The sequence below is a fragment of the Paenibacillus sp. JJ1722 genome, from assembly GCF_048282685.1.
Classification (GTDB): Bacteria; Bacillota; Bacilli; order Paenibacillales; family Paenibacillaceae; genus Paenibacillus; species Paenibacillus polymyxa_B.
Genome location: NZ_CP182500.1, coordinates 1265192 through 1288834 on the forward strand (window position 1 = coordinate 1265192; position 23643 = coordinate 1288834).

General features: G+C 45.1%; 27 protein-coding genes. 16 read left to right on the forward strand and 11 right to left on the reverse strand.

The window, feature by feature from the left end; genetic code table 11:
- Positions 1-14 precede the first annotated feature (14 nt).
- Positions 15-686 (forward strand): GNAT family N-acetyltransferase, encoded by a 672-nt coding sequence (locus tag ACM1ND_RS05725; protein WP_023987324.1) that lies wholly within the window; start codon positions 15-17, stop codon positions 684-686.
- A 24-nt stretch (positions 687-710) separates the two neighbouring features.
- Entirely contained in the window at positions 711-1382 is a 672-nt protein-coding gene (locus ACM1ND_RS05730; RefSeq protein ID WP_076264440.1) for a GNAT family acetyltransferase, read from the forward strand.
- A gap of 360 nt (positions 1383-1742) precedes the next feature.
- Here the strand turns inward: ACM1ND_RS05730 and ACM1ND_RS05735 are convergent, their stop codons facing one another.
- Entirely contained in the window at positions 1743-2003 is a 261-nt protein-coding gene (locus ACM1ND_RS05735) for a hypothetical protein (RefSeq protein ID WP_069079713.1), read from the reverse strand.
- A gap of 183 nt (positions 2004-2186) precedes the next feature.
- On the opposite strand from ACM1ND_RS05735, the gene ACM1ND_RS05740 reads away from it, so the two are divergent.
- Positions 2187-2474: a hypothetical protein gene (locus tag ACM1ND_RS05740; RefSeq protein ID WP_023987328.1), complete on the forward strand. Its 288-nt coding sequence runs from the start codon at positions 2187-2189 to the stop codon at positions 2472-2474.
- Between the two features lie 132 nt (positions 2475-2606).
- The gene (locus tag ACM1ND_RS05745; protein ID WP_028543185.1) at positions 2607-4496 is read left to right on the forward strand and encodes a sensor histidine kinase; all 1890 of its coding nucleotides are present in this window, start codon (positions 2607-2609) and stop codon (positions 4494-4496) included.
- A gap of 99 nt (positions 4497-4595) precedes the next feature.
- On the opposite strand, the gene ACM1ND_RS05750 is transcribed toward ACM1ND_RS05745, so the two are convergent.
- The 4 genes from ACM1ND_RS05750 to ACM1ND_RS05765 all read right to left on the reverse strand — a co-directional run bounded on the left by ACM1ND_RS05750 (position 4596) and on the right by ACM1ND_RS05765 (position 7362).
- Positions 4596-4832 carry an NHLP leader peptide family RiPP precursor gene (locus ACM1ND_RS05750; RefSeq protein WP_013309068.1) on the reverse strand — a complete coding sequence of 79 codons (237 nt, stop codon included), beginning with the start codon at positions 4830-4832 and terminating at the stop codon, positions 4596-4598.
- A 75-nt stretch (positions 4833-4907) separates the two neighbouring features.
- Positions 4908-5843: a hypothetical protein gene (locus ACM1ND_RS05755; RefSeq protein WP_418027230.1), complete on the reverse strand. Its 936-nt coding sequence runs from the start codon at positions 5841-5843 to the stop codon at positions 4908-4910.
- A gap of 177 nt (positions 5844-6020) precedes the next feature.
- Positions 6021-7094: a polysaccharide deacetylase family protein gene (locus ACM1ND_RS05760; RefSeq protein WP_418027232.1), complete on the reverse strand. Its 1074-nt coding sequence runs from the start codon at positions 7092-7094 to the stop codon at positions 6021-6023.
- 82 nt (positions 7095-7176) lie between these two features.
- The gene (locus tag ACM1ND_RS05765) at positions 7177-7362 is read right to left on the reverse strand and encodes a hypothetical protein (RefSeq protein ID WP_418028047.1); all 186 of its coding nucleotides are present in this window, start codon (positions 7360-7362) and stop codon (positions 7177-7179) included.
- 448 nt (positions 7363-7810) lie between these two features.
- Here ACM1ND_RS05765 and ACM1ND_RS05770 point away from each other — a divergent pair, with 448 nt between their 5' ends.
- Entirely contained in the window at positions 7811-8323 is a 513-nt protein-coding gene (locus ACM1ND_RS05770) for a hypothetical protein (RefSeq protein WP_025723192.1), read from the forward strand.
- 56 nt (positions 8324-8379) lie between these two features.
- Here the strand turns inward: ACM1ND_RS05770 and ACM1ND_RS05775 are convergent, their stop codons facing one another.
- The 3 genes from ACM1ND_RS05775 to ACM1ND_RS05785 all read right to left on the reverse strand — a co-directional run bounded on the left by ACM1ND_RS05775 (position 8380) and on the right by ACM1ND_RS05785 (position 10542).
- Positions 8380-9258 (reverse strand): hypothetical protein, encoded by an 879-nt coding sequence (locus ACM1ND_RS05775; RefSeq protein ID WP_028543180.1) that lies wholly within the window; start codon positions 9256-9258, stop codon positions 8380-8382.
- 167 nt (positions 9259-9425) lie between these two features.
- On the reverse strand, positions 9426-9881 hold the full coding sequence (locus ACM1ND_RS05780; protein ID WP_418027234.1) for a MarR family winged helix-turn-helix transcriptional regulator: 456 nt from the start codon (positions 9879-9881) through the stop codon (positions 9426-9428).
- A 214-nt stretch (positions 9882-10095) separates the two neighbouring features.
- A complete protein-coding gene (locus ACM1ND_RS05785; protein ID WP_226887788.1) occupies positions 10096-10542 on the reverse strand; it encodes an AbrB/MazE/SpoVT family DNA-binding domain-containing protein in 447 nt (148 codons plus the stop codon).
- A 198-nt stretch (positions 10543-10740) separates the two neighbouring features.
- On the opposite strand from ACM1ND_RS05785, the gene ACM1ND_RS05790 reads away from it, so the two are divergent.
- The gene (locus ACM1ND_RS05790) at positions 10741-12138 is read left to right on the forward strand and encodes a helix-turn-helix domain-containing protein (protein WP_069079716.1); all 1398 of its coding nucleotides are present in this window, start codon (positions 10741-10743) and stop codon (positions 12136-12138) included.
- Between the two features lie 226 nt (positions 12139-12364).
- Positions 12365-12550 (forward strand): aspartyl-phosphate phosphatase Spo0E family protein, encoded by a 186-nt coding sequence (locus ACM1ND_RS05795; protein WP_069079717.1) that lies wholly within the window; start codon positions 12365-12367, stop codon positions 12548-12550.
- A gap of 265 nt (positions 12551-12815) precedes the next feature.
- Here the strand turns inward: ACM1ND_RS05795 and ACM1ND_RS05800 are convergent, their stop codons facing one another.
- Positions 12816-14042, reverse strand: a complete 1227-nt coding sequence (locus tag ACM1ND_RS05800) for an acyltransferase (RefSeq protein ID WP_418027237.1) — start codon at positions 14040-14042, stop codon at positions 12816-12818.
- Positions 14043-14260: 218 nt separating this feature from the next.
- Here ACM1ND_RS05800 and ACM1ND_RS05805 point away from each other — a divergent pair, with 218 nt between their 5' ends.
- The 4 genes from ACM1ND_RS05805 (at position 14261) to hcp (ending at position 19987) form a co-directional block, all read left to right on the forward strand.
- Positions 14261-15268, forward strand: a complete 1008-nt coding sequence (locus ACM1ND_RS05805; RefSeq protein ID WP_316243395.1) for a substrate-binding domain-containing protein — start codon at positions 14261-14263, stop codon at positions 15266-15268.
- Positions 15269-15305: 37 nt separating this feature from the next.
- Positions 15306-17288: a cache domain-containing sensor histidine kinase gene (locus ACM1ND_RS05810; protein WP_418027239.1), complete on the forward strand. Its 1983-nt coding sequence runs from the start codon at positions 15306-15308 to the stop codon at positions 17286-17288.
- Complete coding sequence (locus tag ACM1ND_RS05815) at positions 17248-18549, forward strand: response regulator (protein WP_071559085.1); 1302 nt, start codon at positions 17248-17250, stop codon at positions 18547-18549. The genes ACM1ND_RS05810 and ACM1ND_RS05815 overlap by 41 nt, the downstream gene beginning before the upstream one ends.
- 145 nt (positions 18550-18694) lie before the next feature.
- The gene (gene hcp / locus ACM1ND_RS05820) at positions 18695-19987 is read left to right on the forward strand and encodes a hydroxylamine reductase (RefSeq protein WP_071559084.1); all 1293 of its coding nucleotides are present in this window, start codon (positions 18695-18697) and stop codon (positions 19985-19987) included.
- A gap of 41 nt (positions 19988-20028) precedes the next feature.
- Here the strand turns inward: hcp and ACM1ND_RS05825 are convergent, their stop codons facing one another.
- Positions 20029-20376: a helix-turn-helix domain-containing protein gene (locus ACM1ND_RS05825; RefSeq protein WP_023987345.1), complete on the reverse strand. Its 348-nt coding sequence runs from the start codon at positions 20374-20376 to the stop codon at positions 20029-20031.
- 452 nt (positions 20377-20828) lie between these two features.
- Between ACM1ND_RS05825 and ACM1ND_RS05830 the strand changes: the two genes are divergently transcribed.
- Together ACM1ND_RS05830 and ACM1ND_RS05835 are read left to right on the forward strand one after the other, a co-directional pair.
- Complete coding sequence (locus tag ACM1ND_RS05830) at positions 20829-21368, forward strand: hypothetical protein (protein WP_418027242.1); 540 nt, start codon at positions 20829-20831, stop codon at positions 21366-21368.
- A gap of 75 nt (positions 21369-21443) precedes the next feature.
- The gene (locus tag ACM1ND_RS05835) at positions 21444-21770 is read left to right on the forward strand and encodes a nucleoside triphosphate pyrophosphohydrolase (protein ID WP_340858954.1); all 327 of its coding nucleotides are present in this window, start codon (positions 21444-21446) and stop codon (positions 21768-21770) included.
- 469 nt (positions 21771-22239) lie between these two features.
- Here ACM1ND_RS05835 and ACM1ND_RS05840 read toward each other — a convergent pair whose 3' ends face one another.
- A complete protein-coding gene (locus tag ACM1ND_RS05840) occupies positions 22240-22527 on the reverse strand; it encodes a hypothetical protein (RefSeq protein WP_340858953.1) in 288 nt (95 codons plus the stop codon).
- Positions 22528-22698: 171 nt separating this feature from the next.
- Between ACM1ND_RS05840 and ACM1ND_RS05845 the strand changes: the two genes are divergently transcribed.
- From ACM1ND_RS05845 to ACM1ND_RS05855, 3 genes are all read left to right on the forward strand, one after another.
- Complete coding sequence (locus ACM1ND_RS05845; protein WP_010345194.1) at positions 22699-22902, forward strand: helix-turn-helix domain-containing protein; 204 nt, start codon at positions 22699-22701, stop codon at positions 22900-22902.
- A 198-nt stretch (positions 22903-23100) separates the two neighbouring features.
- On the forward strand, positions 23101-23334 hold the full coding sequence (locus tag ACM1ND_RS05850; RefSeq protein WP_272640050.1) for a hypothetical protein: 234 nt from the start codon (positions 23101-23103) through the stop codon (positions 23332-23334).
- Positions 23309-23617 carry a hypothetical protein gene (locus ACM1ND_RS05855; protein WP_272640051.1) on the forward strand — a complete coding sequence of 103 codons (309 nt, stop codon included), beginning with the start codon at positions 23309-23311 and terminating at the stop codon, positions 23615-23617. Before ACM1ND_RS05850 ends, ACM1ND_RS05855 begins: the two co-directional genes overlap by 26 nt.
- Positions 23618-23643: the final 26 nt, after the last annotated feature.

The window sequence follows — 23643 nt, forward strand, 5'->3', positions numbered from 1 at the left end:
AAAGGAAATAAGCCATGTATCGCAAAGAATGGTTCATCTTTGACGGCGATCGGCCGCTACGGGCGGTGATTCGTAATTATTCTACAGCCGATTATGAGGGATTGCTGCGTATTCAGCAGGAGAGCTTCCCCCCACCTTATCCGCAGGAGCTGTTATGGAGCCGGGAGCAGATTGCCAGCCAGACAGAGCATTTTGCAGATGGAGCGCTGTGTGTGGAAATTGAGGGGGAACTGGCGGGTTCGGTAACCAGCCTACTGATGCATTATAACCCCGAACATCCCCAGCATACATGGGAGGAAGTAGCAGATGACGGTTATATTCGTACGCACTGTGAGGACGGCAAGGCGCTGTATGTGATTGATTTGGCGGTACGTCCTGCTTACCGCAGATTGGGTCTGGGCAAATGGCTGATTTTTTCCTTATATCATCTTGTGATTGAACGGAGACTGGATCGTTTGCTGGGCGCGGGGCGTATGCCTAGTTATCAGCATCATGCCGACCAATTGAGCGCAGAAGCGTATGTGGATGCCGTAGTGTCTGGTGAGCTGAAGGACCCGGTATTAACTTTTCTGCTTCGTTGCGGACGGGTGCCTGTTTGTATCCTGCCGAATTATTTGGATGATGAACAATCGCGTAATTATGCTGCCCTCATGGAATGGCGAAATCCGTTTCATACCCATCACTAATTGTAGAGGAGCGTGTCCTATCCTATGGAATATCATCGCATTACTCATATTGAAGACCCCTTGTTTGCGAGCATGCATCAGCTAATGCAGGAAGTATTTCCACCAGAGGAAGTGCTGGAGTACAGTCTGTGGAAGGAACCGCTGGAAGACCCGGGTATTCGTGTCTTTGTTGCGGTACAGGATGATAAGGTAGTTGGTGGAACAGAGTATCGTTATTATGAGGACTTTAATGTAGCTATGACAGATTTTACGATCATCGGACAACCGGGACTGGGCATTGGACGTTTTCTTTGGACACGACGCCAGAATGACTTGCACGCGCTTGCTCAGGCCAGCGGACAGCAGTTACAGGGGATGTTTGCTGAAATCTATGACCCTTACCGTGGCAACGAGCATCCCTTTGGTGGTGTCAAGCCAATGGACCCGTACGTGCGACGTGAGGTGCTATCTCATCTGGGCTATAAGCGTTTGGATCTGGACTACGTACATCCGTCCTGGAATAACGATGGTGTAGCAGTAGAAGGGCTGAATTTAGGCTTTATGCCTGAGGATGATAGCGTGGAAGAAGTGAGCGCCAAATTGGTGGCAGCTTTTATACGTCGGTACTATACAGTATTGCCGAACAAGCCTGCTTTCTGGAACGAAATGGTAGATGGATTGGAAGCTAAATCGACAGTAGCATTGCTGCCATTGTAAACATATGAAGTACAAAAAGGGTGCACTCAAGCCATGTATCATCTGCGTGGCTTAGGTTGCACCCTTTTTGCATTCTCTAATTGACCCTTTCATTTTCCTTGATCCCTGGGTTCGGGCTTCGCAGATGCGACTCCTCGTGGGTTATCTTCGGCCGAAATATCATCTGTAGTTGTCTTGTCCGCGGTCCTACGTTCGTCTGCTTCCACAGGATTCAAGGTTTTGTAGCGCTTATACTCCATATCGGCCTGAGACATCGGATCTTTATACATAGGAGATCAGTCAACTCCTTTCTGTAATACACTTCATTACCCGCATAGCAGAATGGGTAACCGTTTTCTTTCACCCGATAAAATGAAGTGGTTAATCCAGCATATCGTCGCTGTCCAGTTGCTCTTCTTCGTCCCCATCGGTACCATTCAGCAAATCGGTACCATGCAGGAATTCAGCAGGAGCAGAAGGATCGACAGGACTGTTCGGTGTCAGTTCATCGGCATCTGGAACGTCCTCCAGAGGAGTATCCGGCCCTTCCGTCAGATTCTCCCAGTTGGTTTCTGCATTTTGCAGAGAAGGCTCAAAATCATTGTCATGTAGCTCAGTAGTTCGATCATCACGATTGACCATGTTGCTCAGCTCCTTTACTTTTTGTTGCTTATTCCGACCTTACCCAAACAGAAGAACGGATAAACCTTAAGTTAGTGTGTCTGTAGGAAGTTAAAATCATGCGAATAGGGATATGCCCATTCTCAATTAGCGTTTTTTTGGTAACTGCTGTGATATGATAAAGAAGATAGGGAGGGATATGAATTGGAATGGTACATGTTTGGTCCGATGATTAGTCGTATCCGAGTAGGTCAAAAGGCATCTACCCCGGGATTTTCCCGCACCCTCATTCGGCGCCCGGAAGGCTTATACTGGACAGATGGCGGACAAGCGGGAAAAATAGTAGAAATACGCGATTATTTATTTTCCGATATTTGGACGATCTATGAAGATGAAGATTGTGAACCGTGGTTGGGGCTTAGAGAGCAGAAAGAGCGGCGCGAACAGGAAATGATCATTAATCAATATGAAGATTTTACAAAAAATGAGTAAAAAGAACATGATACCCTTCTTATGAAGAAGGTATGCACATCATCGTATAGAATAATATAATTTCAGGACGTAAAAAATGTTAAAACGTATACAAACTTGTAAATCCTACTATGTAACTTTGAGGTGCTTAACATGAGGCATGTGCCCAAAGCTGTCGCCACCCTGCTAGCGGTCATTGTGTTGCTGTTGTCGCTGGGCCACTCCGCCTATGCGGCCAAAATGACCCCGGAAAGGGATTATAAAATACCCTCCTGGGATATGAGATGGGGAGCGGTAGACGAGGATGGCTCTTTAGATGAGGTAAAGGATCGCAGCAAGGTCTGGATGCATATTGAAGATGATACACAACTGCTTAGGCAGCCCGGTAATATAGGCTCCGCCTGGATTCGTATTAAGTTACCTTCGTTAAATGATGAAACGCCAGCGGTACTTTTTGAAAATATTTATGGCAGGCATATTACGCTGTATAAAGATGGGACCAATTTTTACGAATCCTACCGTGGGTACAATTATGAGAATAATCGTATTCTGATTCCGCTGAAGCCGGAAGACAGCGGTAAAACATTATACATATGGACGGAAAGCAGTAAGAATAGACTGGGCATTATCGGCAATGTGATGACCGGTGATTATCGTGATTTATTGGGAACCTTGGTCAGAATGGATGTTTTAGATATTGTACTGGGCAGTACGTTTATCTTTATCGCCCTGGTATTACTGATCTGCTCGTTTTTTCTGTTCCGTCCGAGTATGGCCATGTGGCTGTCCCTAAGTGCGATTGTATTGTCTATTGGTCTGATGATCGTAACGTATTCACCATTCTTGTATACATTCTATCGCGGCTATGGCAAGCTGTACTTACAACTTTTTGATGTGGCACTATTTATTCTGCTACCTTCATTAGCCTACTTTTTTGAGCAAAATATCAATTCGATTATACTGATTCGCAAATTCAGAAAGGTGTTAACCGCCTACTCTTTGTTCTGCTTTACCATGATGATTGTTAATTTAGGAGCACAGGAGCGGTTGAACGATATATATTATTTTTTTAGTGTAGTCATCCTGGGTATATTACTCGTCGCCTTAATGATACTGCTGGTATTTGCTTCGGTTCGCATGGCACTTAAGGGTGATCACGAAGCGATCATTTTATCCACAGGCTTTGCATTTTTTGCAGTCATCTCTATCGGGGAACTGAGCTGGTTCTTTATTCTGGACGGACACTACAATATGTTTTTGTGGAAATGGGGCGTGTTCGGTTTTGTACTGGCGTTGATCGCGATTTTGGGCAGAAGACTGGCAGAAAAGCACAAGCAGGTGGTTCGGTATTCCAGAGAACTGGAGATGTTCAATAATGAGCTTCAACGTTCGGAGAAAATGGAGATTATTAGCGATCTGGCTGCATCTGTAGCTCATGAGGTACGTAATCCCCTTCAGGTTACACGTGGATTTCTTCAGTTGATGAGCAAGCAGGAGGATGGTAAAAACAAAGACTATCTACATATCGCTCTGGAGGAGCTGGATCGAGCTTCCGCGATTATTACTGATTTTCTGACTTTTGCCAAGCCAGAGTTTGACCAAACCAAAACGTTGACCATATTGGACGAATTCAAACATATTGAAGGAATCATCAGTCCAATGGCTAATTTGCAAGGTGGAAAAATTTCACTGGATATTCCCCAGGAAATCAAAGTACGCGGGAATTCCTCCAAGTTCAAGCAGGCGTTCATCAATATTATCAAAAACAGCATTGAAGCGCTGCGAGACCAGGGTCATATTCATATATGGGCTTATGTGGACAACGGAGAAGCTGTCATTCATATTCGGGATAATGGTGAAGGGATGGATGCTCAGACTTTATCCAGACTAGGTGAGCCTTATTTCTCGAATAAGACAAAAGGCACGGGTTTGGGGATGATGGTGACTTTTCGGATTATTGAAACGATGAATGGAAAAATAACTTTTACAAGTGCAAAAGGGGTGGGAACGGAAGCGACCATCCGCTTCCCCGTAGCCGGATAATATCCGGCTTTTTTGCATTCGGAGAAAACGGAGGGAAGCTTGCTGAGCCCACCCACATGAGATTAAGGAATATAGATTAAATAAGCATTAACAACCAATTTACCACATCGAGCGAGGTTTCTGGGATGCAGCGAGTACACCGGAGGGGTCTGGAGGAATTACCAGAAAAAACTGATCAGGCGTTTCCTCTAACGTTTTGATTTGGATATGATCGGGGATCACGACTCCTAACACATCACGAATTGCAGATTTGGGATCTGTCATCAGTTTCTCTCTGAAACTGGCATCCTCCCAAGCTTTTTGAATGACTTGTGTTTGAAGAACTTCAGTAGCCATCAAAAATCACCCTCTCATTCAATTGGTTATATTTACCTAGTCAGTATACCACGAAAGACTCAGAAAAATCTAGCATTATTTCATATTTTTGGAGAGCCAGTAATCAAGTCCGCCTCTTCTCAAATGCGAGCGTCCGCCTTCAATTTCCGCCGCCACTTCGCCCAGCTCCGCTGCGATAGAATGTGCAAAGCTACGTAGGCCGTGGATAGAAGGCTCCAGGGTCTCTAACTGTTGGACTGCTTGATCGGCAATGTTCACATAGTTGGCGAGCGCACCGCGTACATAAATCGCTTCCTGAATCTGTTTGGGTCCCAATCCTTCACAGTAAGCCGTCTTCTGCTCGGCACTGATATGGGACAAAAGACAGTTATAGCTATGTTCGACCAAATCTTCTGACCAATCCGCCCAATCATCCGACATTTGAAGCACGAGTAGCGCCAAGTCCGTCATATCTGTAATGATCTGGATCAGATCGGCACGGCCTGCAAGCAGTAAAGTACCCGTTCCGGCCATTTTTAATGGACTTGCTTTCAGCGCGACCTTATTTCTTTCCCCTTGAAAATAGTCCTCTGTTCCTTCGGATGTCACACTAACGGCCCATTCATCAATATACGTTCGGGCATATGACCAAAAAGGAGAGGTTGCCGGAAAAAGGTCCCGATATACGCTTAGACACTCGGTATAGAATAGCTGGCTTAACGCGAGTTGCGTTTTACGGTTGTCTGCTGCTGTGTCCATCACATCATCTTGAATTAAATAGTGAGCCATGACGAACACGTTGCCAAGTGACAGCTTGCGGCATGTTTCGGGGGGGAGTCCGGTGAGTTCTTGCAGCCAAAATGGAAGCAAATAGCATATGTAATTACGCGTGCTGTCTTCCCTCAACGGATTAAAACGCGCCAGATAGTCCAAACCCTCTTGCTGAAAGGGAGCTGGAAACGTGGACGTCCGTTCCTCCGCTTGACGAAATACTTTTTCCAATTCGTCTTTGTATGCAAAATACCATTCCATCGCTATCACCTGCATCTCTTATGAATATTTTTATAGCGATTTCTAGTTGTTAACCGCCATTATACAACAGATTGCAATTTTCAAGATTTTGTTATTTTTACATTGAGAATGTTGTAAAAAGGATATCGACAAAAATCCCGGCTGGGAAGATCCCGCCGGGATTTTGTTTTTTTAAAATTAGATGATCTCTAAATAGTCAATATAAGCATCCCATGTCCCATCATCGGCTGTTACAACAAGCTCAATCTCTTGATTTCCGGTTCCATGGCTGACATTGTTTAAAGTATAGACCGCAGGACTGCTCCCGCCGAAATAGAAGGTACCCTTCGTTTGTCCACCAATTTTCAAGTCAACTTTGGCCATGTTGGAATTATTTGAAGCACCACGGAGTGAAAAACTATGGGTGCCACTGGTAAAATTCTGTGTGAATTTCACTGAATCATTGTTGGAGTATAAAGCCACTCCGTTGAACGGCGAGCTGATATTTGAAGTGTACTGACCGCCTTTGGTCATATTCTCTGCTTCCACTTTTGTGCCTTTGTTTGGAGGCGTTTCGCCGTTTCCGCCATCAGGCGCTACCGCCCGGCCATTGCTTGGTGAGATCATACCAGAGCAAAGGTTACGGTTTTTGAGGTTCTGTGCAATTTGTGGAATAGCTTGGAGTGTAGTCTGGTACTGATCATGCATCAGGATCACATCGCCGTTTTTAAGTTTGCCCGCAGCAGCTACGATCTGTGCGGTGGAGGCGCCGTTCCAGTCTTGGGAGTCAACGTTCCACAATACTTCGGTAAGACCGTTTTGGGTCTCAATGGATTTGAGGGTTGCGTTGGTCTCGCCATACGGAGGACGGAATAACTTTGGTACCGTGCCAGTAATGGACTGTATCGTTTGCTGCGTGCGTGTAATTTCCGATGACATCTGCGATGTGCTCAGTTGTGTCATATGCGGATGTGACCATGAATGGTTACCGATCCACATGCCTGCTGCTTGCTGGTCACGTACAAGCGAAGGATTATTCTGCACGTTTTGTCCAAGATTAAAGAGCGTCGCCCGTAAACCGTTTTGCTTCAAAGCACTAAGCAGCGATTTGGTGTTAGAGGGATTGGGACCATCGTCGAAGGTTAACGCTACATAACCGCTCGAGCAATCAGCCGCAAGCGCCTGGTTGCTCGAGATCACCAGGGAGCCTGTGAATAAAGACAAGGTGATTGACATAATCGCCGTCCATTTTCCTGCTTTAGCTATAAACATGGATCTACCTCCTAGCTATTTTAATATAGTATGGATGTTCCGATACTCCGAACCGATTCAACTCTTTACTAGATTTGAAATTTTAGTCGATCTCCAAATAGTCAATATAATCATCCCATGTCCCGTCATCGGCTGTTACAACGAGCTCGATCTCTTGGTTTCTGGTGCCATTATTGCCGCCAATCGTAATTGTATTACTAGTTACATTGGCACTCCGACTGCTTTGGTATCCCTCTACAGTAAGTAAAAATTCATACATCTTGTCCATGTCTTCCCACTTTTTGAAGTGCTCGCTGACCGATATGGTTTTGCTCGTGCGTTTGGATGTCCATAAAAATAACCTTATTTTTTTGTTTCATTGGACTTTCCTCCTGAGCCTCACTATGATGCAGTGCATTCTGTAGTAGCTTGATGCAACATGTCTTTCCAAAAATCAAATTGTAAACGTTTACAATTTGATTTTATCATATTTTCCTTAATATATAACTTGAAAAATTTCAAGTTATATTGTAGAAAGTATAGTTATTCATTCTTGCTCACTCTACAGGATAGGGTTCCCAAGGAGCGCGTGTAGATCGAAGGTTGGGTGTAATTGTGATAGCAATGTTCATAATTTCTTTTTCCCGTCTTATGGTTACTTAACAGGCGAAAATATGAATAAAAATAGCGGGAAAAGAAAATATTATTTTAAAAAGGATGAAAGAAGGGTCTGCAACATGAAAAAACAATGGAAATTGACCGCTGCTATTCTGTATGGAGGAGTGATGATGTATGGCACTGCGGGTGCAGCTGGAGCTTCCGGGACGGAACCGAGTAATTCGTTGCAAACTCTCACTCCCAACGACTCTATCCAAGGGGCAGCCCGCCAATGGAATGCTGAACCACAGGACGACCACGGGCATGGGCATGTTCACAGACATAGACACGGCAAACGGCCTGGCGGCTTGAATCACCATCTCAACGAGAAAGTAGCCAAGCTGCTGGGCATCACTCCTGTCCAATTAGAGAAAGAACTGGGACAAGGGAAGTCATTGGCCGAGGTTGCTAAAAGCAAAGGCATCCAAGAAGACCAGCTCATTGATAAATTGAAGAATGAAATGACCGTGGATTTGAAACGGCTTGTGAACCGTAAAGGCCCGATTACATTCGATCGTAAGTCCGGGGCTTCGAATGAAGCTCAATTAAAACATGAGGCAGGGACGCCCTCAACCTCGACTAACGAAAACTAAATGTATCTTTTTGCACTAAAAAACCTTGAGAATGGCGGTCCTCAAGGTTTCCATATTCACCGGGCGGTCCGCATCGGATTCCTGCTCTCGCAGGGCACCTTGGTCTGGCACAGTCCGCAGCCGGCACCTGATTTGGCCTCGCCGCCGTTTAGAACCGCAAAGTCCCGTGATGCCTGGCCGTACACAAATTTCATGCAGGCAATCTTGTCATGTCCGCCTTCCTTGCTGATGGCTTGCACAGGGCAGCGGGTAATGCACACACCGCAGATGCCCTTGCTACACAGCAGGCAGTTTCCGGTATGGCCTGTGACTGAAGATGCTCTGGCATCAGGCGGCACCTTGAGATCGGTCACCACGGACAGCAGGCGGATGGCAATTCCTTTTTCGGTGATGAAGCCGTCGTTGATACTGAAGGTGCCAAGACCCGCAGCATATGCAATGTGGCGCTCCGACCAGTTGGAGATCGGCCCCCCTGTGGCACCATAGATGCTGTACCAATCCGTATCCAGCGGTGCAACTGCACGGTAACCAAGGCCTGTTAAGTATCCCGCCAAATGCCGCCTTGCAGACTGTACAAAATATTCATCGCCAAAGGTCCGCAGCAGCGCCCATTCCCTTGAGGCTCTATCTTTTTGCGCACGATTAGCCTTGCGGATCGTCTCGCTGATCGGCAGCACAACGCTGATAACGGTACCTCCATCAAAACTCCCCATTCCAAAGGAACGTTCAAATGCTTCCTGCGGCGTGGCGTGGTCGGGCCCGACCACTCTTTTGTACTCCTCAAACAAAGGATCATTGCCCGCGGCAAATTGAATAATCGGCTCCTCGTAATAAGGACTCTGTAGTTCTTCACAAACATTGCCTTTGTCTTCGCTCACATAGGTTTTCATCTCGGCTACGATGTTTTCTCTCATATCCGGTACGGATTCAACCATCCTATCCACATCCCTCTCCGTGGTTATTGTTCACAGCAAAGCTTCCTTTCAGAAGTCTTGTGGCGGGCTAACATATATTACTGACCAGCCTTGATACCGCGAAACATTTCTTTTTTTCGTGTATATACACGAATTGAGTAACACTTCATGTATGAGTAGGCGGCTAATCACAAACCCAAATGTTCAATTTTGGATAAGAGTGAGGTCAGTATCTGCAGATTCCCGTTTCCCAATGACTCCTGCAAAAAACGTTGCGCCTCCTCCCAAAGCTCTGCTGCGTCGTTGTATACCGTTCTTCCACTCTCCGTCAGAGTAAGGCAGCGGTTGCGACTGCCCTCAGCAGATGTATCCTCCACATATCCGCTATGCTCCAGCGCCTTCAAATTGCGCACAATCGTTGTCCGGTCGAGCCGCATCTCCAGCGCCAATTCGCTTACACTTGCCGGTCCCAGCGCAGTTAAGTGTTTGAGCAGCGAGAATTGGCTAATATTGAGTCCGCTCGGGGCCAGATACCGGTCATACAGTCCCGTAACAGCCATCGAGGAACGGCGCAGATTAATGCAGGTACAGACTGAGGCTGGTTGCTCCTGCGAAGATTTCTTATTCTTCCTTGTCGTTGTCATAAGTTCCCCATTCTTTGTACTGTTTCGTGTATCTACACTATCTCAAAAATAACAGGTTTTGTCAGAGATGTTTGTCACAGCAGTCAGCTTTGTCGGTCTATCATGATTTATCCCCTGTAGTCCTTCCTAATAATGAAAAGTTTAAATAACCAGTCGCACGAAATCAACCAGCGACTGGTTATTTAGCTTTGCTAGAATATGAGCTGAGCGATACCTATAATAGCTTTTTAAGCTGGGAAATACGGCCTTGGGATACGCCAAGCCATTCAGCATATTCACCTTGCTTGGCTGCTGGATGCTCACGCATAAGTCTTCTTAGCTTTTCAACCAAATGTTGTGAAGGCGACCGATGTGCTCGTTTTTCTTTGTATGGTTCCTTAACAACAGGAACAGGTATTTGACTTACACCTATATTTCCCTTCAGATCGTTTATGCATTTTTTACATAAAAATGAATCCCTGAAATAGCTTAAATCATGAACCGAATAACATAAGTGACAGCAGACTCCAATATACTTCCGCATACTCAATAATCCTGTTTCAACATCTAAATAAAATTCTAAAGACTCACCAGCTTGAATACCCATAGAGGTTCGCAACTCCTTAGGGATAACAATCCGGCCTAACGTATCCAAGGGACGTGTCATACCTGTATTTTTCAAATGATCCTCTCCTTCCATTGTCCAACATCCAATGATCTCCTAATAAAAATATAAAAATCAATAAAGTAAAAGCATTTATGTTTGTTCCAAAAGATGGTATTATCGTGAAGGAAAATCTATAATTATACTATTAGTTTCCAAACTATATTGTTTATTGAAATTGAAATTCTATGAAAATGCTGAAAGGGTGGTTTATCCATGGAAATCACACCTACGATACAGGCAGAAATTCAAACCTATTTAAAACGAAAAGGCTTAACGATGACCAAGTTTGGTCACACGATTGATTTGAATGTAGGTACAGTTAGTAGCATTGTGACCGGTAACCGATCTATTTCTGTTCACCAACTGGATAGTATTACTGCGGGAATGAATTTACCACCGGATTATTTTTACGAGCGTTATATTGAAGAATGTATTGAAGAATCTCCGCTCAACTGGAAAAAAATCAGCCCTTTCCTATACCGATGCATTGAGCTAGGACGACTGGATTGCTTGCAGCGAGTTGTAATTCTGTTATTGGATAACCCTAATTATCCGCCATCGCTCTTTGAAGTCGCCGAAAATGTATACAAAGACGGTTATAATGAAGCAGCGGCTTACCTTTACAAAAAGGTGGCTGAAAGTGAGAAGCAGCAGCATTCAGAGCGATTGGCGGTCTGCCAGTATCGTTTGTTCCAAATCAATATTGGACAAGATAGAGCTGTAAATCTTCAGGCTGCCATTGAATTTGCCCCTTTTGTTGATCGTTTAGACGAGATAGAGCAATTAGATGCTCTAAAAGATTTAGCAAACGTGTATAGATCATTAAGTATGTGGGACAAGGTGTATGAATTTGCACATCAAATGGGTCAATTAGGACAGATCCAATATAATTTGGTTCATAACTCTAAGCGAAAAGGAACAGAGCCACGAAAAAAGCTAAGCAGGCCACTGTTTGTATACATAGTTTACTCCGAATTGCTGTGTGCTAATGCTTGCGATGCGAAAGGAGATCATGAACAGGCATTAGAACATATTCGAGGTTATGCCGATCTAAGTTGGGTAAAAGAGAAGGACCCTGATTCACTTTATTGGAAGAAACAATATCAGCAATGGGCGAAAATTAATACGTACGTCAACAGGCTTATGTCCGGGGATATTAGTGTTCTCCCCGATTACGTAGAACACATGGCTGCCGAAAATGAGATTTTTGCCGAGCTACTAAACGTTCTTGAAGTTGCTAATCGGTACAATGTAGATGTAGACCATATCCTTCAGCGTTTTGAATCTCAAATTGCAGCTTATCAGGAACCGTTGTCTTCTGACATGTATACACAACAAGTTTTACCGGAAGAGTACGTACGCTTCTGGTACAAAATGGCTAAGTACAGCCTAAATAAAGGTAGATATCCATATGGTTTCAAATGTTTAATAAACGCGTTTGAAAAAGCTGTTACAATTAATCATGTACTACTTATTGCCAATTGTTTTGGATTATTTTCTCATTTCAAAACACATGCGGCTCCTGAAACACAGACACAGTTCCAATCTATTTATGAGGAGGTGTGGGAAAAAAATGATCAAAAGGATGGCTTTCTACTTGGCGGTAACTAGCTTATTGCTGGTATTCACAGTACCAGTGCAAGCCGGAAATCCAAGCTCCGGCACGATCCAAACACAAGGACACGTTGGTGGATCTTGACCAAGCACTAATTCATTACTATGGACCAGCTTATTGCTGGTCTCTTTTTGTATTATTTTGTAATTTTTTGGTTCAAAAAAGATTATGACGTATTTGTACATCCCTCCTTAAAATAAAATTCATTAGGAGGTATGCAGGATGAACAGGTATGAAACGGTGCCGTTAATTCAACAGATGGAACACGCCAGACAACAATTGCATGATCTTTACGAAGAGTATGGCTTCGGACATGCTTGTGTACTTGAGCAGTCTATGCTTTTGGATGAACTGATTAATCAGTACAACCGTATGTTTCAGACCAAGACGCTGCCTCACTATGTTTAGAGCTAGATCATTAACAACGACGATGTTATGTTCGGTTCATTCCCCCTTCTTTTTATGCAAAACTATGACTTCTCCCGCGTAATGTTTATTATTATTCTATATAATGACTTATTTTAAAATAAAATACATATTCATGTCATAAAATGTTAATCACTTTTTTGAGGGGACGGCATACTAAGGCAACAAAAAAAGCAGAGCTCAATAAGTGAGCCCTGCCAAAGTCCATTGGAATTATAACCCCATGCTGAAACACAGACACACAAGATTAGCCAAGCTCCTGCGTGCTTTTGGAAGCACGTTTGGAGGAAAGGAACTGGAAGCGAAACGAGTGCCACTTCAACCGCTGTCTGCCTTTGGAACCAACAATCCAGTTGCCTCCAGGCAGATGGGCAAAGAGCCAGCTTATGCCTAGAGAAACACTTGCTACGACGATAAACGTAATGAGCGTAGCTGTAAAATGATGATCGCCCAGTGCAAGCGGGCGGGTGTAGTAGGATATGAAGGCCAGTACGAGCGCATGGGCCAGATATCCTCCAAAAGAATAACGTCCGATCCAGTTCAGCATACGGCGAAACGGCTCGGATCGCGTATCTTTTTGCAAATGGAGCAGCAGTCCGTACAATAAAAGCAACTGCGACACGATTAGAACAAAGGTGCTTGGCTTCAAATAGGTGGAAATATTAAGATTGATCGTACCACCCGACTGGATCAGCATCGTGTGACCCATGAGCATGAACAAACCAATAAAGACAAATACATTCCACGGCAACGTCTGTTTGGCCAGTCCACGCCAGGTGTCTGTCATGTAAGCACATACTGCGCCCAGCATAAAATAGAAAAAGTACATGACAAAGTTGTAGGTGCGATAATCCAGCAGAGTCTGCCAAAAGGACGGCAACCCAGTGCTCCATGCAGACATGTCATAGTAGGACCATTGTAACAGCAAAGCATAAACCGCAGCGGAAATCAGCATAATAGCCAAAACAAGCTGTTTGCGTCTTTTCGTGCTGTAACGACGTAGAAACGCTTGAACCTGCCCGGCTGCTTTTGAAAATAAAGGAAACAAAATATAAAACTGAAAGATCATCACTACAAACCATAGATGATATCCGCTGACGGGGATGATCATTTCCTCGAACATACCTTTGTAAAAGTAAATATTTCCCCACTGCGCCGTTGACCAGTTTTGAGTACATACCCAATAAATAACAGTCCAGCAAAGGAAAGGAACATAAATATCTCGAAACCGCCTGCCAATATAGCGAGGATAGCCAATCGGTTTGTTGCCGTTATAAAAAAGCAGCGCCGCAGACAGGAAAACGAACGTCGGTGTGCCAAAACGTGTCAAATGATACAGCATCGCGAGCATAACAGAATCTGGCTGTTGGATGTCGCTGCGATAAATATATTCGCCAATGCAATGCTGAAGCACGACAGCGAGGTAGGCAAGGCCCCGTAGTTCTGTCCACTCCGCGATACGCGGCTTGCTCATCCATATCACTCCTTTTCCTCAAGATACGCACATGTTTTCCCTAGCACAATTGTAGGTATTGTAACGTAGAAACATTAGTGCAGGATTAACGCCACCTGAAAGTAAGAAGAGTGAAGTAGTTCCAATTTGATATGATTGCGTTTACAATCTAAGTAAAACCAGAATAAATTAAAGTGAATTTATAACTTAAGGATACACACAGGAAGAGGAGAGGAAGGATGAAAAAAACGCTGCTGGTATATATGCTGTTGATTGCGGCCTTTGCTCTCTATGTGTTCAGGTATGAACAATCTGGCCCGTTGAATGGCACTTGGGAGGATAAGGGGCTACGAGGCAGCATTGGAGAAACCTATATGATGATTACCTTCCAGTCTGGTTTGGAGTATTGGAAAAGCGGGCTCAAGGGCTTCGAGGATGCTGGGGATGCGCTGGGGGTGACTGTGGAGTATCGGGGAGCTACCCGTTATGATGCGCAGGAGCAGATGACCGTTATTGAGCAGGCGATTGCTCGTAAGCCCGCAGGGATTGCCATATCAGCGATTGATCCTCACTCCCTGATTCCGGTGATTAATAAGGCGCTGGATGCGGGCATTCCTGTGGTACTGTTTGATGCCGGAGCGCCGGGGAGTCGTGCGTATTCCTTTTTGGGCACGGATAATTATAAGGCGGGCGTGACTGCTGCAGATAAAATGGCAGAGCTGTTGGGACGAGAAGGCCAAGTCGCTGTTCTGACACTACCTGGACAGCAAAATCATGAAGAACGCTCGCGTGGCTTTCGCGATACCATTCAACGGCAGTATCCTGCGATGAAGGTGGTGGAAGTCGCAGATGGCCGTGCAGACGCGATGGTCTCCCGGGATGAGTCGCAAAGGCTGATGAAAGCTTATCCGAAACTAGCGGGAATTTTTGTGACCGATGCAACGGGAGGAACAGGTGTGGGTGAAGCGGTACTGAGTCAAAAAAACAGCCATCCGCTGAAAATCATTTCTTTTGATACGAATAAAGCGACACTGGATATGATTCGTGGTGGGACGATCTCGGCAACGATTGCCCAGGGAACATGGAATATGGGCTATTGGTCGCTTCAATATCTGTTCCATCTGCATCATCATTTAACGATTCCTGCACCTTCTTCCACTGGAGACAACACTCCGCTGCCCGTGCGGGTAGATACTGGGATTTCCGTGGTCACCCGGGCGAATGTAGATGATTATTATGCGAAATAAATTTTGGAAGCGTATCCACTTAAGGGTGCACCAAACGATGCCTCGCTTACGCAATATGCCTTTACGCTATCAGCTCATGCTGCTGTTCCTGTTGTTTGGCATTGTGCCTTCGCTGGGATTAGGTCTACTGGTCAATTGGACGGTGGAACGGATTATTGAGCGACAGGTGGAAGACCATACGATGCAATTGATTGGCAAGGTGAACGAAGCACTGGACACCAAAATGGAAAATTTGCAAAACATGACGTATCTGATTGCTTTTAACCCCGATATCGGGGAGTTCTGGAAAGGGCGGACGCTGGCAGACGGCCACGTGGGTCATGCGAGTATAGTAACGCCGGAAAACCAGGGGGAGCGCACACAGAACTCGGTGCAAAATCAGGCTCTCAGCTCCAAGCAGGCATTAAGTTCTGTACAGGAGCAGGATACGCTATATGAAATGAAGCAATTTTTGCAGGGATATACTACGTTATATCCTGAGATTGCAGGGATTCTGATCGTAAACGAAAAAGGCGACTATATCAGCAATGAAATGTATGCTCGAAGCACGCGTAGCCTGACGGAAGAAGGCTGGTACCAACAGGCGGCGCAGCATGCAGGCATATTCACTGTGCTAGGACAGCCGAGCCACCGTAATGTGACTACTCATGTCCGGTACAAGGACAGCGAAATTGTCTCCGTCGTTCGTTCGGTTACGGATCCGGAAACCGGACACGTGTTAGGCGTGATTATGATTGACCTCAAGCTGCGGGCTGTGTCGCAGGCTGCCAGAGATGTAACCTTGGGCAAAAGCGGGTATTTAATGGTGACAGACGCTGAGGGGCGCAGCGTGTACAGGCCGGATATGCCTTTGATTGAGCGCATTCCGTCGCAATGGTTCGGGGCAGGTGACAGCGGGATGTTTACCCGTGAAGCTGGGGGCAGAGAATTGCTGTTCATGTTCAGGGCTTCCGAATTCACGGGCTGGAGAACAGTGGGGGTATTCCCGGCACGCGAATCTACACTGGAAGTTCGGCAAATTAAGTTCTATGTCGTCTGTTTTGTTTTTATTGTATGTCTATTTGGCTTAACGGCATCCTTGCGATTGTCGAGTTCCATTGCGCAGCCGATTTTCCGGCTGATGTCCTATATGCGGGCAGCAGAGACAGGAGATCTTACAGTTCGCCAATGGAGTGACCGTGGGGATGAAGTTGGAATGCTGGGGCGGAGTTTTAACCGGATGCTGGAGCAAATTCGCCGTCTCATGTCACTTAGCGAACTGAGGGAACGACAAAAACGGGATGCCGAGCTGCGCAGCCTTCAGGAGCATATTAAGCCGCATTTTTTATACAATACGCTAGATACCATTCACTGGATGGCTCGAAAAAATGGAGCAGACGACGTGTCCGACATGGTGGGGGCCCTATCGAGATTGTTCCGTCTCGGGCTGAGCAAGGGGGATGACTTTATTCCGCTGCGCTCCGAGATTGAGCATATATCTAGCTATATGCAAATCCAGCAAACCCGCTATCGTGACCGACTTCGCTGGGAATTGAATGTACCCGACGAGCTAAAGGATCTGTTCGTGTTGAAGTTAATGCTTCAGCCTGTAGTGGAAAATGCGATTTATCACGGCATCAAGGCCAGACGAGGCCCAGGCACGATTTGGATAGAAGCTAAAGCCGAGGGCGACAAGCTGCTGCTGACGGTACGTGACGATGGCGCAGGGATGACGGCGGACCGGCTGCGTGAACTGCGTGAATGGCTGGAAATACCCCTGGAGGCGATGGAAGGAAAGCAGAAGCAAAAGGGAGTTAGTACCCATGGCAGAAGCTATGGCATGCTGAATGTACAAGCGCGTATCCGGCTGTCTTTTGGTGAGGAATATGGAATTGTACTGGAGAGCACAGAAGGGACAGGTACCTGCGTTACGATCACTCAACCATTGCTGCTGGATATGGCGCAACTGAAGAAGCCTTATGAAAAAGGAGAGGGTCAGGATGACGAAATCACAGGCCACAGACAACTCGACAACGGATAGTCTGATTGACCAGGCCATAACGGAAGTGACCATAGGGACGGCAAAACGTTATCAAGTATTGATCGCAGATGATGAGCCGATCATCCGAGAGGGGATACGAGATTGCATAGACTGGGCGGCTCTGGGCATGGAGGTGGCAGCAGAGGCGGAGGACGGAGAAGAAGCGCTGGAGCTGGTGGGTCAGCTTCATATCGACATCGTGCTGGTCGATATGAATATGCCGTTCATGGACGGCATTGAACTGATTCGGCGGCTGCGGGAAGAACGTCCGGAGTGCCGCTGTCTGATCATTTCTGGGCATGATGAGTTTGCTTATGCGCAGGAGGCTGTCCGACTTGGTGTAGAGGATTATATCTTGAAGCCGGTAGATGCGGATCAGCTTCATGCTGCGTTGTTGCGGCTTCGTCAGCGAATGGACGAAGAGTACAAGCGTGCTGCCTATGTAGAACAAGCCGCCGGACAGATTGAACGGAATATTCCGCTGCTGCGCCAGCGGTTTTGCCTAGAATGGCTGGAAGGGCAACACACGGGAAAAGACGTCATGGAGCAGTTGGCGTTTTTACGGCTTCCATCGCGGCCGCCTGCTCAGATTGGTGTCGTACGGTGGCCTGCGGCAGAGGCCCGGCAGACGATTATGCGCGAGAATGACCGCCAGCTATTTCTTTTTGCCGCTGAAAATATTATTGGCGAACTGCTGGAGGACTGCCCGCATGTGTTGTTCCGCGATGCGAACGGACTGATCGGCATATGCCTATGGCAGGAGGCACCCGAGACGATAGGCGCTTCCATGGAGCAGGCGATTGGACGCTACCTGAATATAGCGGTTCATACGCATGTGGAGTCCAACGCGGGTGGACTGGAAGGCGCAATTGACGCGTACCGGGTGAGTCGGGATCGAGTGTATGGCGAATCGCAGCTGTCTCCCATTGTACGCCGGGCCCGGCAGCTTATTCAGGAAGGTTACGCCGATCGGGAGCTGACGTTGGAAGCCCTTGCTTCGCGGCTACAGGTATCCGCCGTATATCTCAGCCGTGTGCTCAAAAAAGAGCTCAACGACAGCTTCGTGACCCTCGTCACGCGTGCCCGTATCCGTAAAGCGGTGCAACTGCTGGATTCCACGACGTTGTCTATCTATGATATAGCAGAACGTACGGGTTACGACAGTCAGCACTATTTTAGCACCGCTTTTAAAAAGACTATGGGCGTGTCCCCTGTGCAGTATCGTAAAGGCGGTGGAATTCAAGAAAGCACGGTAGAGTAGGAAGGATTGGAATGGGGGATGAGTCTCACACTGTCTAATAATAAACTGTAAGAAAAAATGTGTGTGTAATCACACCTACGCATTCAGGGGTTTGTTACGCTGGGGATAACGAACAAATATCTATCAATATTTGGAGGAAAACGATATGTTTTGTTATCAGTGTGAACAGACGCCGAGTGGCGGGTGTAAAGTAGTTGGGGTGTGCGGGAAGGATGAGACGGTAGCGAGCTTGCAGGATACGATGATTTTTGCATTAAAAGGGATTGCTGCCTATGCGACACATGCTCGTCAGTTGGGATATAGCGATCCTGAGGTAGATCGGATCACGCATGAAGCGTTATATATGACCTTAACCAATTCTAACTTTAATGTACAAGAGCATTTGGAAATGGCGATGAAGGTCGGAAATGCGGCTGTACGGATCATGGATGTGCTGGATCGTGCGCATACGGATCGTTTTGGCATTCCGCAGCCGATTACGGTCAGCCAAAATAAAATCGAAGGCCAATGCATCGTCGTGACCGGACATAATTTGTATGCGCTGGAGGAATTGCTGCGGCAGACGGAGGGTAAAGGCATCAACATCTATACCCACTCAGAAATGCTGCCTGCCCACGGTTATCCGGCATTGAAGAAATATGCACATCTCAAAGGGAATATCGGTAAAGCCTGGTACGATCAGCGTAGACTGTTCGAGGAGTTCCCAGGTGCGATTCTCGCCACGACGAATTGTGTTATGCCGATTAAAGGCACGTATGCAGACCGCTTCTTCTCTTATGAAGTAGCTGGACTAGAGGGTGTTGCCAAAATTGTGAACGACGATTTTGCTCCACTGATCGAGCGCGCGTTAGCCCTGCCAGCCGCAGATGTAGATTCGGAGCAGGTGCTTACGACAGGATATCATCACGAGACGGTTATCGGGCTGGCTCCTGAGATTATTCAGGCGGTTAAAGACGGGCATATCCGCCGTTTCTTCGTCATTGCAGGCTGCGACGCACCGGGCAAAGGTGGCAACTATTACCGCGAGCTAGCTACATCCTTACCGAATGATACGGTCATTCTGACCACGTCCTGTGGTAAATTCCGTTTTAATGACGTGGATTATGGCACCGTTGGAGATACCGGCATTCCGCGTTATATTGATTTGGGACAATGCAACAATTCGGGTTCTACTGTTAAAATCGCTCTGGCATTAGCGGATGCTTTCGGCTGTACGGTGAACGAGCTACCTGTCAGCATTGTTCTGTCCTGGTTTGAGCAAAAAGCGGTCGCCATCCTGCTAGGCTTGTTCAGCCTTGGCATCCAAGATATTCGCATTGGGCCGAAGCCGCCTGAGTTCATTTCTTCTGGCGTACTGGATGTACTGGTGGAGATGTTTGGCTTGAAGCTAATTACTACCGCAGAGGAAGATATGAAAGCGATGTTGGCGTTGTCGTAAGGGGTTGGTGGGGAACTGCAAAGCGCAGTTCCTTTTTTGTTTCATCGTTCATCGATTCTTATAAAGATGTCCGTAAGAATCTTTAATGCCAGCTCAGTATCTTTGGATTCACGAGTCCTTAGGAGAGTCAAAATGGTTTTTATACTCGAATCTTCTTCGGTAAGCTCATCATTGTCCTTCACATATGTAAGCAACTGATAGACGCCCACGTTCAATGCCTTCGCTATTTTCTCCAGATTTTTCAAAGATATATTTCTCTCCGCTCGCTCAATGAAACCAATATAACTCGAATTGAATCCTGCTTTTTCGGCTAAAGCTTCTTGGGAAAGCCCTTTAGACTTTCGAATATCTCGAATACGTGTACCGACTAATTCTAAAAGTTCTGACATGATTACACCTCTCTATAGTAAGAATTTCACAAAATTCGATTCCAATCGCTCCAAAGTGCAATATATAGACGGACTAGATCATCTCAATCTATATATTATTAATTGGAAGTCGCTTATTGGATTTTGCAAAATCCTCTAGTTAGAAGTGTAGAGAAAGAGTTACATCTAATTAATAAGTGTTAGTAAGTAAATTGAATTAAAAACTACTATATAGTAATATTTATTATGAAGCTTGTCCGGTAGCTAGAAAATTATACATCTTGATGGTTACATAATTGTGCTACGTTGCTCACATTGTTTCAGGATTTTGCAAAATTCGATACCAGTCGCTCCGAAGTGCAAGATATAGACGAACTAAACTATTTCCATCTATATTTTGTTCATTGGAATTCGCTTATGGGATTTTTGCAAAATCCTCGTTTATGAAATTTTAATTCAGGAGTTGATTCCCCTTGAAACATTACTCCTTAAGTCCCCTACATAGTGATTCCGATTTCAAATTGCCTAAGTACAGCGATACCTACATATTCAATTGCATGATGGATTTTCAAAAGCTTGCCGAATACCAGATCAAGCTTGCACAGATGATGCGCGACCATCATCAGTTTCACAACTGCCTCATTCTTTGTGATCGAGCGATGTTTTCTATGGCTAAGGCCATTTATGTTCATCGAAACAAAATCATTCCATTGTATATTCGTTTATCCGTGACTGACCTGTTCCCTTTAATTCACACAGAGGCTGAGCCCAATTTAGATATGGTGCTGTTTATCGGTACGGTACATTATCTGGTTTCGGGAGAAGATGATGTATCTAAAGAGCCGATGAAGCTGGGGGAAGTAGACAAGTTGCTTTATAAAACGGACTCTATTCTAGAGTCTCTGTCACAGCGGATCGTAGCTGATCCGTCTAAGCGGTATCCATCTATTTATAAAGAAAATTCGTTCAATGAATCGGTAGATCTTTTATCAATAATACCCGGTTCATTTTGAGCTAATGATATAATGAGGAAAAGGAAGATGTTGGATTACGACTTAAAGTTCTATAACAGAAAGGGTGTATTTCATATGCCTACATACAACAAGCTGGTACGAGATCGGATTCCGCATATCATTATGTCTCAAGGCAAGGAGTGTCGGACACGCATTTTGGACCCAGAGGAATATAAGCAGGAGCTGAGAACCAAGCTTCGTGAAGAGGCTGAGGAATATTTTGAAGCGGACAAAGATCAGGATGCGCTGGAAGAGCTGGCGGATATGCTGGAAGTCATCCGAGCGTTGGCAGAAGAATATGGGGCGAATGCAGAAGAGCTGGACAAGCTGCGGGCAGACAAAGCCGAGGCACGGGGCGGATTCCAGGAGCGAGTGTTTTTAATAGATGTCGATGAAGTTTAATGTCAGGTTCATTACGGATAATTTAGCAGATGGACTTATCGCGAAGATACGATATGCTTCTGGAATTTCCATTAACTTCTTTTATTATGCAGTTCGGGGTGAATTGCTGAGAAATTGACTTATTTGCTCCAGTACGCTTAAAGTCTAGCCAAATAGTACACATGGAATAAACCTATTTTCTTATATATTATGCATAGTTAACGTTCGGTGATTCTTACGTACATGTCATTGATGGGATGTTCGTGTGAATCAATAATTATAGGAGCTTCTGCCATTGGAATTGGCAGGAGTTTTTTTGTTTGGAAGTAAAAAGAATACCGTTCGTCATATTTTTCCATTTCATAGTATAATAAGAGCATAGTCTATAGTCCGGCTTGTTCGTTTATTTAATTGTATTCTGTAGATTGACGAATTTCGTAAATATTACGTTATACAACAGAATCAAAAATGAAAAAGAGGCAGAAGGCTCTCAATCTAAAGATATATGTAATTCGTTTTGCAGGTGAAGAGCGTCCTTAAAACCTTGCAAATAAATTTCACGTTCTAAAATAGCTTGAACAGAAAGCTCAGCATCGTCGTAAAGGAATAGGGTCTTCTGTATATTCTCCGGTACTCCCTCATGTAACTGCTTGAAGTAGAGATTCCGTTCGGATGAGAACTGGTTGTAGCTGGAGTTGTTTTTGGTAAGCTCGCCATATAAAGATTCAATTCGAGTATGAATGAGTGAATCAAGTAAGACTTCTAAAGAATTATGCATACTAAACACCATCCAATGCATTTGATTTTATGAACAAAAGTTCAACTTATTAAATATAATTTTACCATGTCAAATAATTAAGTCAATACATGTTGAAGATGTTTTTGATAAAGAAAATATACTTTCATATAATTAAAGAAAAATTCACTTGATGTGTGAAAGGAATATCAGATGATTAGTTATAAACCTTTTCAAAAATTATTGATCGACAGGGAGATCAAGAAGCAAGATTTATTGAAAATGACAGGTATTTCGTCTGCTACAATGGCGAAACTCAATACGAACGAATATGTGTCATTAGAAGTGATTGATAAATTATGTGCGGCTTTAGGTTGTCAGCCAGGAGATTTATTGGAACATATAGCAGAACAATGAAAGATTAGAATCAAGAATGAATGTTGGTTAATCGAAGAAGTGATTCCGTCATATAACATAGTATTCAAGCAGCGGCTCCTTTCGGAGCCTTGATCTGCTAGAAGGATTTCAGGGAAGCATTCCAGCAGACAACCCCTTTGGGGTTCATGAATACAGGAACGTTAGGCGAAAGTATTCAAAAGGTCAAGGTGATATGAAATGGAACTAGTAATAAATTCGATTAACAACGAAAAATTATCTATTTTAAAATTTGAGAGTCTCTCAACTACAGAAAAGGAAATTGTAAAAAGAAATTTAGTGTGCTTAGAGTGTAGGGTTCAAGCCTTTTATAGAAGAAAAACTAAGGATGGTAAACAAGCTTGCTTTTTTGCTAAACATGTAAGTGGTTGTAAGCAGGGAGCGAGCGTTGGACAAGCTGCAGGAATCGTATGAAGAGGACATGATAACGAAGCAAGTATTTTTAGAGCATAAAGCTGTTCGGTCACGGCAGATACAGAAGCAGGGGGAAGAGTTGGAGGATTTGCGGAAGGTTGTAGTAGATGAAGGGAATTACCCGACTGTGGAGCAGATAAATAAACGGGTATGTGAGTTTAGAGGGTTGTGGAGCGCCGCGGTGACAAGTGAAGAGAAAAATCGTGCTTTGAAGAAGTTGGTGGAGCGAATTGTGTATGATCGGGAAGGGAATCGGGTGGAGTTGGCGGTTTGTTACAGGTGAAATCGTTTTACTAGGTTTATTTAATA

Excerpts from the sequence above, each read along its gene's own strand:
- ACM1ND_RS05725 (WP_023987324.1), top strand. The coding sequence starts at position 15 with ATGTATCGCAAAGAATGGTTCATCTTTGACGGCGATCGGCCGCTACGG.
- ACM1ND_RS05730 (WP_076264440.1), top strand. The coding sequence starts at position 711 with ATGGAATATCATCGCATTACTCATATTGAAGACCCCTTGTTTGCGAGC.
- ACM1ND_RS05735 (WP_069079713.1), bottom strand. The coding sequence starts at position 2,003 with ATGGTCAATCGTGATGATCGAACTACTGAGCTACATGACAATGATTTT.
- ACM1ND_RS05745 (WP_028543185.1), top strand. The coding sequence starts at position 2,607 with ATGAGGCATGTGCCCAAAGCTGTCGCCACCCTGCTAGCGGTCATTGTG.
- ACM1ND_RS05750 (WP_013309068.1), bottom strand. The coding sequence starts at position 4,832 with ATGGCTACTGAAGTTCTTCAAACACAAGTCATTCAAAAAGCTTGGGAG.
- ACM1ND_RS05755 (WP_418027230.1), bottom strand. The coding sequence starts at position 5,843 with ATGGAATGGTATTTTGCATACAAAGACGAATTGGAAAAAGTATTTCGT.
- ACM1ND_RS05760 (WP_418027232.1), bottom strand. The coding sequence starts at position 7,094 with ATGTTTATAGCTAAAGCAGGAAAATGGACGGCGATTATGTCAATCACC.
- ACM1ND_RS05765 (WP_418028047.1), bottom strand. The coding sequence starts at position 7,362 with ATGGACAAGATGTATGAATTTTTACTTACTGTAGAGGGATACCAAAGC.
- ACM1ND_RS05770 (WP_025723192.1), top strand. The coding sequence starts at position 7,811 with ATGAAAAAACAATGGAAATTGACCGCTGCTATTCTGTATGGAGGAGTG.
- ACM1ND_RS05775 (WP_028543180.1), bottom strand. The coding sequence starts at position 9,258 with ATGGTTGAATCCGTACCGGATATGAGAGAAAACATCGTAGCCGAGATG.
- ACM1ND_RS05780 (WP_418027234.1), bottom strand. The coding sequence starts at position 9,881 with ATGACAACGACAAGGAAGAATAAGAAATCTTCGCAGGAGCAACCAGCC.
- ACM1ND_RS05790 (WP_069079716.1), top strand. The coding sequence starts at position 10,741 with ATGGAAATCACACCTACGATACAGGCAGAAATTCAAACCTATTTAAAA.
- ACM1ND_RS05795 (WP_069079717.1), top strand. The coding sequence starts at position 12,365 with ATGAACAGGTATGAAACGGTGCCGTTAATTCAACAGATGGAACACGCC.
- ACM1ND_RS05800 (WP_418027237.1), bottom strand. The coding sequence starts at position 14,042 with ATGAGCAAGCCGCGTATCGCGGAGTGGACAGAACTACGGGGCCTTGCC.
- ACM1ND_RS05805 (WP_316243395.1), top strand. The coding sequence starts at position 14,261 with ATGAAAAAAACGCTGCTGGTATATATGCTGTTGATTGCGGCCTTTGCT.
- ACM1ND_RS05810 (WP_418027239.1), top strand. The coding sequence starts at position 15,306 with ATGCCTCGCTTACGCAATATGCCTTTACGCTATCAGCTCATGCTGCTG.
- ACM1ND_RS05815 (WP_071559085.1), top strand. The coding sequence starts at position 17,248 with ATGACGAAATCACAGGCCACAGACAACTCGACAACGGATAGTCTGATT.
- hcp (WP_071559084.1), top strand. The coding sequence starts at position 18,695 with ATGTTTTGTTATCAGTGTGAACAGACGCCGAGTGGCGGGTGTAAAGTA.
- ACM1ND_RS05825 (WP_023987345.1), bottom strand. The coding sequence starts at position 20,376 with ATGTCAGAACTTTTAGAATTAGTCGGTACACGTATTCGAGATATTCGA.
- ACM1ND_RS05835 (WP_340858954.1), top strand. The coding sequence starts at position 21,444 with ATGCCTACATACAACAAGCTGGTACGAGATCGGATTCCGCATATCATT.
- ACM1ND_RS05840 (WP_340858953.1), bottom strand. The coding sequence starts at position 22,527 with ATGCATAATTCTTTAGAAGTCTTACTTGATTCACTCATTCATACTCGA.
- ACM1ND_RS05845 (WP_010345194.1), top strand. The coding sequence starts at position 22,699 with ATGATTAGTTATAAACCTTTTCAAAAATTATTGATCGACAGGGAGATC.
- ACM1ND_RS05850 (WP_272640050.1), top strand. The coding sequence starts at position 23,101 with ATGGAACTAGTAATAAATTCGATTAACAACGAAAAATTATCTATTTTA.